This is a genomic window from Brunnivagina elsteri CCALA 953, from assembly GCF_002289455.1.
GTDB lineage: Bacteria > Cyanobacteriota > Cyanobacteriia > Cyanobacteriales > Nostocaceae > Brunnivagina > Brunnivagina elsteri.
Window position 1 is genome coordinate 1 of the sequence record NZ_NTFS01000409.1, and the last position, 5,733, is coordinate 5,733.

The 5,733-nt window shown below is 37.3% G+C and carries 8 protein-coding genes; 6 read left to right on the forward strand and 2 right to left on the reverse strand.

Features of this window, described 5'->3' with window-relative positions:
- Positions 1-96 precede the first annotated feature (96 nt).
- A complete protein-coding gene (locus CK510_RS34110) occupies positions 97-228 on the reverse strand; it encodes a hypothetical protein (RefSeq protein WP_281257085.1) in 132 nt (43 codons plus the stop codon).
- A gap of 69 nt (positions 229-297) precedes the next feature.
- Between CK510_RS34110 and cobO the strand changes: the two genes are divergently transcribed.
- Together cobO and CK510_RS25145 are read left to right on the forward strand one after the other, a co-directional pair.
- Positions 298-957: a cob(I)yrinic acid a,c-diamide adenosyltransferase gene (gene cobO / locus CK510_RS25140; RefSeq protein WP_095724277.1), complete on the forward strand. Its 660-nt coding sequence runs from the start codon at positions 298-300 to the stop codon at positions 955-957.
- A gap of 152 nt (positions 958-1,109) precedes the next feature.
- Positions 1,110-1,346, forward strand: a complete 237-nt coding sequence (locus CK510_RS25145) for a hypothetical protein (RefSeq protein ID WP_095724278.1) — start codon at positions 1,110-1,112, stop codon at positions 1,344-1,346.
- A gap of 19 nt (positions 1,347-1,365) precedes the next feature.
- Here the strand turns inward: CK510_RS25145 and CK510_RS25150 are convergent, their stop codons facing one another.
- On the reverse strand, positions 1,366-1,584 hold the full coding sequence (locus tag CK510_RS25150; protein ID WP_095724279.1) for a hypothetical protein: 219 nt from the start codon (positions 1,582-1,584) through the stop codon (positions 1,366-1,368).
- An 896-nt stretch (positions 1,585-2,480) separates the two neighbouring features.
- Between CK510_RS25150 and CK510_RS32015 the strand changes: the two genes are divergently transcribed.
- From CK510_RS32015 to CK510_RS25170, 4 genes are all read left to right on the forward strand, one after another.
- Complete coding sequence (locus CK510_RS32015) at positions 2,481-2,642, forward strand: hypothetical protein (RefSeq protein ID WP_158224959.1); 162 nt, start codon at positions 2,481-2,483, stop codon at positions 2,640-2,642.
- A 33-nt stretch (positions 2,643-2,675) separates the two neighbouring features.
- A complete protein-coding gene (locus CK510_RS25160; protein WP_095724281.1) occupies positions 2,676-3,470 on the forward strand; it encodes a peroxiredoxin-like family protein in 795 nt (264 codons plus the stop codon).
- 491 nt (positions 3,471-3,961) lie between these two features.
- Positions 3,962-4,990, forward strand: coding sequence for a YihY/virulence factor BrkB family protein (locus tag CK510_RS25165; protein WP_095724282.1), 1,029 nt, complete (start codon positions 3,962-3,964; stop codon positions 4,988-4,990).
- Between the two features lie 130 nt (positions 4,991-5,120).
- The gene (locus CK510_RS25170; RefSeq protein ID WP_095724283.1) at positions 5,121-5,636 is read left to right on the forward strand and encodes a DUF421 domain-containing protein; all 516 of its coding nucleotides are present in this window, start codon (positions 5,121-5,123) and stop codon (positions 5,634-5,636) included.
- Positions 5,637-5,733 lie beyond the last annotated feature (97 nt).

Consider the following 5,733-nt stretch of genomic DNA (forward strand, 5'->3'; position numbering starts at 1 on the left):
GCCAACAACATCCTTACCAAGGGGAGAGGTTGGAGAGGGGTTCTATATTAGTAAAGTTTTAAGCCGCTCGTAGTATAATTAATTAACCCAGGTATTTTAGTTTTTTTCGATTAGGGGAGAAATCAGGTTTCTAGGATTGTCATACTGCGAAAAGGGTTTTTCCGTGGGAGAGAAACCCGATTTCTTGAGGTTTGGGGGTTTTGAGCGATCGCGTTTGACTTTCAACACAAATAAATTAGTAGTACTTATTCCCTAACCTCCTCTAAAATAATTAAGTAGTCGCAGGAACTAGGGTATATGGCAATTGATAAATCTTGGGAAACTACAAGCGATGCAGCAGTAATTGAAGCTGCGGGTTTGACAGACGAACAATATCAAAAAAAAATGCAGCGTCGTAAGGAAGTACAAGATAAACGCATTTCCGAAGCCATACCCGAAAAAGGTCTAATTATAGTCAACACAGGCAACGGTAAAGGAAAAACCACAGCTGCATTAGGAATGGTATTACGATCGCTTGGACATGGTTACAAAGTTGCAATAATTCAATTTATCAAGGGAGCTTGGGAACCAGCCGAAAAGAAAGTTTTCAGTATGTGGGAAGAACAGTTAGAATTTTACGCAATGGGAGAAGGCTTTACCTGGGAAACCCAAAACCGCGATCGCGATATTCAAATAGCTCAAGCTACATGGCAAAAATCCTTAGAGTACATCTGCAATCCAGATTTTCAACTCGTACTTTTAGATGAAATTAATATTGCCCTCAAACTCGGTTATTTGGCAGTTGAAGATATTATCGCCGGAATCGCCCAAAAACCCGTCCAAAGTCATGTTATCCTCACAGGTAGAGGCGCACCCAAAGAATTAATCGCATGTGCAGATTTAGTCACCGAGATGACTTTAATTAAACATCCATTTCGTGAACAAGGTGTCAAAGCACAAGCTGGAATCGAATTTTAATTTTTTAACCTAGCTGATTTTGCCATTAAGCCTATTTACGTGTAAATTTATGAAAGCTTGATAGATTTTTGTGCGGAAATGGGAAAGATAGTTTAGTGATTTCGTTATTCGCTAATTGGTTAGTCAATCTACAAAAATAATTATTTAGAACAATGGAGCCAAATCAAGAAGAACAGCGAGTAGCTGCCAACCAAGAGTTTATTCAATCCCTCAACCTGTTAGAGGATATTCTTCAACAAAATATAACTCCAAAGGAAGAAGTGCCATTGGTAGAAAGTCAGCCGGAAGAGATTGCTGAAGTAGAGCCTGATGATAAAATTGATTTAGCCGCTTGGGAGGATGCTGTTGCTGATATTGAGCGGTATCTCGAAGGCAAAACTTCGACTTAATCCACCTCTTAACCATTAACTACTCATCATTTTGCTTGAGTATCCAATCTAGATATGCCAATATATCCCTGTCTTCGGGGTTTTGTAGCATTCTTTGTACACGTTCTTGGAGATTAACGGCTTTTCCTGTGGCTTGAGAATTATCTCTGAGAAGGTTATGTAGCCTCTGTATATAACTCTTAGGTAAAGTTACTGTTATTTCTTCCGTACTAAAAAGCTCTAAATTTTTTGTACTCATTGTTGTATCTGGCTCCTGAGTTTTTTGTTTTCTATTTGACGAAATTTAGTTAATCGCTAATCCCTATAAATATTGCCTTGATTATTTTTATTTATAAACCGCAATATTGCGTAATTGATGATTACACAGCAATTATACATAGATTGCTTCAGCAGCAAAAAATATCAGTATTGGTTGGGTTCGACGCATAATTCATTTTCACTGAATTTTTGACACGATAATAATAATCAACACGGCAAGCCCTAGCGTTCTGCGAAAATAATTAACGCCTTGAAATAATTCGAGCCACGCCCAAGTAAACAAGGAGCCGTTTGCTAGTATACTAAGAACGGGTTAAGAATATACTTTCAAATACCTTAAAAGCTTTTAGATACTTCCTTCGTCAGCATGACAAAAGTTTATATTCTATCCGTTTTGAGTATACATCTAATCCTATATTGATTTTACCGCTTGTAAAAATTAGTTTGAGTAAACTAGCTGCTATCCAGACAATAAGTGGTAGGTTTGGCATCTGAGCTAAAGTAATGTTGCCTTCACTGTCACGGAAGGTCTTATTAAATAATGTATTTTGCATAACAATAAAAATTACAACAAGAAGCTAAAAATTATTAACTTACAAATGCATTAAAACATTTGGGCAACTCTCTTTTTAAGCATCTAATTGCTGAGATTAGAGGGGTAATTGGGCTTTTAAAATCTAATGCTAGAGAGTGATGCATTAAGTTCTCCCAGCCGTTCGTTAATGCGTTCGAGTTCCTTGCTCTCCTTGCAACCCATAACTATAGCGCTTCTCGTTTGTGAAATACAATCCAGGGCAAACAACTGTGGATTCCCCCTACAGCACTCTTAATCACAAACTGTATTTAAATCAACTGAGAACCGCTATAGTGACGAAAATGAAAACCAAAATTTTTACTGCTTCATTGACTGCGATCCCTTTGGGAATCGCATTGTTAACTTCCTTGACAAGTGCTATTTCACCAGCTTCTGCCGAAGTCTATTTAGCTTCCTCTCAAGCTACTACAAATAATTTTGATTATCCAATAAGATATTTATAGTCCTAAAATCATATCTGAAGACTGTTCACCTACATGAATACTCAAACACGCTCCAATTCTCCAGATATTTACTCGATTTTGAGTCAAACTCAACGCTTGCGAGTTAGCGATGGGCAGATTAAACCCGTTTTAGATGGTTGCTCAAATACTTCACAGTTGCTCGTACTTATTTGGTCGCAGTTGGGAGATTTTGATAATCTAGAATATGCTTGGTGGCTGCAAAGAGAAAAAGAATTGCTCTCTTCAAGGGGAATCACAATTCGCGCTATTGGAATTGGAAATCGTAATTCTGGTGTCAAATTTTGTGAATATACGGGATTTCCTCAAGAATGGCTGTTTGTGGATGCAATAGCTGAAATTCATGCTATTTTAGGGCTTTATCGCGGTTTATCTATACAATTCCCAATACTATCAACGTCACAAAAAGCTTGGCTGAATTTAATGTTAATGTGTGCTGGGATTGGTAGTCCTGGAACTTTGAAGGAAGTTTTTCGCGGTTATACAGGTGATAGGAAAGCTCCTCAGTTAATCGCTGATAGTGAAGTTGTGGATGGTACACATTTACCACCAATCAAAGGTTCATTTTTCTCGAATGCCGTCGGAGAAGGTTTTCAGCGCCCTTTTGAACTAGCAACCCTACGTCTGCGAAACATGACCGAAGTTTTGAGCAACTGGAATACTTATGTGCCAAATTCATCTTACTTGACACAACGGGGAGGCACTTTTCTATTTGATTCTCAAGGAAAATTAATTTACGAACATCGCGATCGCGGTATTCTTGGTTTTGCCGAAAATATGAGCAATCCCTTAACATGTTTATTTGTATAAATAAATTAGCATAAGCGATCGCAAAACGGGCAGAAATGCACGATAAGGAACTAAGTGATAGCGATGTAGAGAAATTACTGGGCTTTCGCTTATTCTAAAACTCTAAGTTGAATTAAAGCCTTAATTCAAAAGGGAAAAGGCTATTTTTAAGTAAACAGTCATTTCTAAGTAACGTTTACTACCTTCGTATCAGGCTTCTAAAAGCGTCTACTTAAGGCGTAGGGAAGTACAAATCATAAAAATGGCTAAAACCTTGTACGAGCCAAAAATGCCTGAGTTGACCGAATCTTCTGGATTACAAGCACTGTGAGGCTTAATTAAATTTTTGGGTCAAAAATGAGCGAAGGTAGGGTGATAAATTCCCTTCTTATTGATTAATTCCCTCTTTTGGATATAGCTGAAAACACCTTCAGAAGGATGTCTCACTCAGTAGATTTAAGCATTAATGAGAATCAGCGAGGAATTGAACCTCAATCAAAGGAGACAAGTAAATGAATCTGAAGGCAGTTTTGGGGTTGTTCCAAGAAACGTTTGCAGAATGGAGTAAAGATAAAGCTTCGCGGTTAGCTGCTTCGTTATCCTATTACACAATATTTTCCATAGCCCCATTGTTAATAATAGTAATTGCGATCGCAGGTGCTGTTTTTGGTGAGGATGCAGCCAGAGGTGCGATCGAAGCACAACTTCATGGTTTACTGGGAGAAGGTGCAACGGTTGTGCAGACAGCAATTAAAAGTGCTAGTCAACCCCAACAGGGAACCGTTGCTTCCCTAATTAGCGTTGGTTTGTTATTTTTCGGTGCAACTGGTGTATTTACGGAATTACAAGATTCCTTAAATACGATTTGGGAAGTACAACCAAAACCTGGACGAGCAGTAAAAACCATTGTACGTCAACGTTTTTTATCATTTGCAATGGTCTTAGGAATTGGCTTTTTATTACTTGTTTCTTTAGTAATTAGTACAGCTTTAACGGCTACTGTGAGTTATTTTAGTAATGCTTTACCAAGTGTTAATATTCTTTGGCAGTTTATTAATTTTGTCTTAGCGTTTGCAATTACCACATCTTTATTTGGATTAATTTTTAAAGTTTTACCAGATGTAAAAATTACTTGGAGTGATGTTTGGATTGGTGCAGCTATTACCTCACTTTTATTCTCCTTTGGGAGATTTTTGCTAGGACAATATTTAGCCCGAACTAGCTTTAGTTCAACCTATGGTGCTGCTGGTTCAATAGTAGCTATTTTGGTCTGGGTTTATTATGCGGCACAAATTTTATTTTTTGGTGCCGAATTCACCCAAGTTTATGCTCGTAAATATGGTTCACAAATAGTACCTGATAAAAATGCAATTCCTCTCACAGAAGAAACTCGACTTCAACAGGGAATGAAACCAAATAACCCTGAAGAAACACACAAAAGAGTTGGAAATAGAGGAAAAGCGCACTTAATTACTCGCTTATTTCGGGCTTTCAAGAAACCATTACGATTTAAAATCAAGAAGAAAAACCGTAATTTGTAATAATCATGAAAGAGATTTTCGATATTTGGCAATAGAATTTTATCAGAAGACAGAAGGGAAACCCGATAAGTAGAGATACTCATCTTTACTCCTAATTCTTATATTCCTCAAAAATAAATAAATATCACCAATGAATAAATGGTTAGCGATTGATTGGCAAGCAATTTTTATTCCTAGTATGCCAGTTTTAGAATTAGTTGTACGCGGTTCGCTAGTATATCTCGCTCTATTTTCAGTACTGCGGTTTTTACCTAGTCGCCAACTTGGTACACTCGGAATCGCTGATTTACTTGTCGTTGTGTTATTTGCTGAAGCTGCACAAAATGCAATGGCTAGCACTTATACATCGATTACAGAAGGGGCAATTCTGGTTGGAACTGTTATTTTTTGGAGTTATTTTTTAAATTGGTTGGGTTATAAAATTCCCAAATTTCAGCGTTTTTTAAATCCTCCACCCTTATTACTAGTAAAAAACGGTCAACTGATTAACCGTCATCTGCAACGTGAGTTAATTACAGAGGAAGAATTGATGAGTCAGTTCCGGCAGCAAGGAGTAGAATATTTGGCTGATGTGAAGAAAGCTTATATGGAAGCAGATGGTAGTATTAGCGTCATTACTAACAACTCAATCCAACCTTCAAAATAAATTCTTATAAACTATAGAACTATACTAAGAACGGGTTAAGAATATACTTTCAAATACCTTAAAAGCTTTTAGATACTTCCTTCGTCAGCATGACAAA

What these genes read in the sequence shown, in the direction of transcription:
- CK510_RS25150 (WP_095724279.1), bottom strand. Translation starts at nt 1,584, where the DNA reads ATGAGTACAAAAAATTTAGAGCTTTTTAGTACGGAAGAAATAACAGTA.
- CK510_RS32015 (WP_158224959.1), top strand. Translation starts at nt 2,481, where the DNA reads ATGAAAACCAAAATTTTTACTGCTTCATTGACTGCGATCCCTTTGGGA.
- CK510_RS25165 (WP_095724282.1), top strand. Translation starts at nt 3,962, where the DNA reads ATGAATCTGAAGGCAGTTTTGGGGTTGTTCCAAGAAACGTTTGCAGAA.
- CK510_RS25145 (WP_095724278.1), top strand. Translation starts at nt 1,110, where the DNA reads ATGGAGCCAAATCAAGAAGAACAGCGAGTAGCTGCCAACCAAGAGTTT.
- CK510_RS25170 (WP_095724283.1), top strand. Translation starts at nt 5,121, where the DNA reads ATGAATAAATGGTTAGCGATTGATTGGCAAGCAATTTTTATTCCTAGT.
- cobO (WP_095724277.1), top strand. Translation starts at nt 298, where the DNA reads ATGGCAATTGATAAATCTTGGGAAACTACAAGCGATGCAGCAGTAATT.
- CK510_RS25160 (WP_095724281.1), top strand. Translation starts at nt 2,676, where the DNA reads ATGAATACTCAAACACGCTCCAATTCTCCAGATATTTACTCGATTTTG.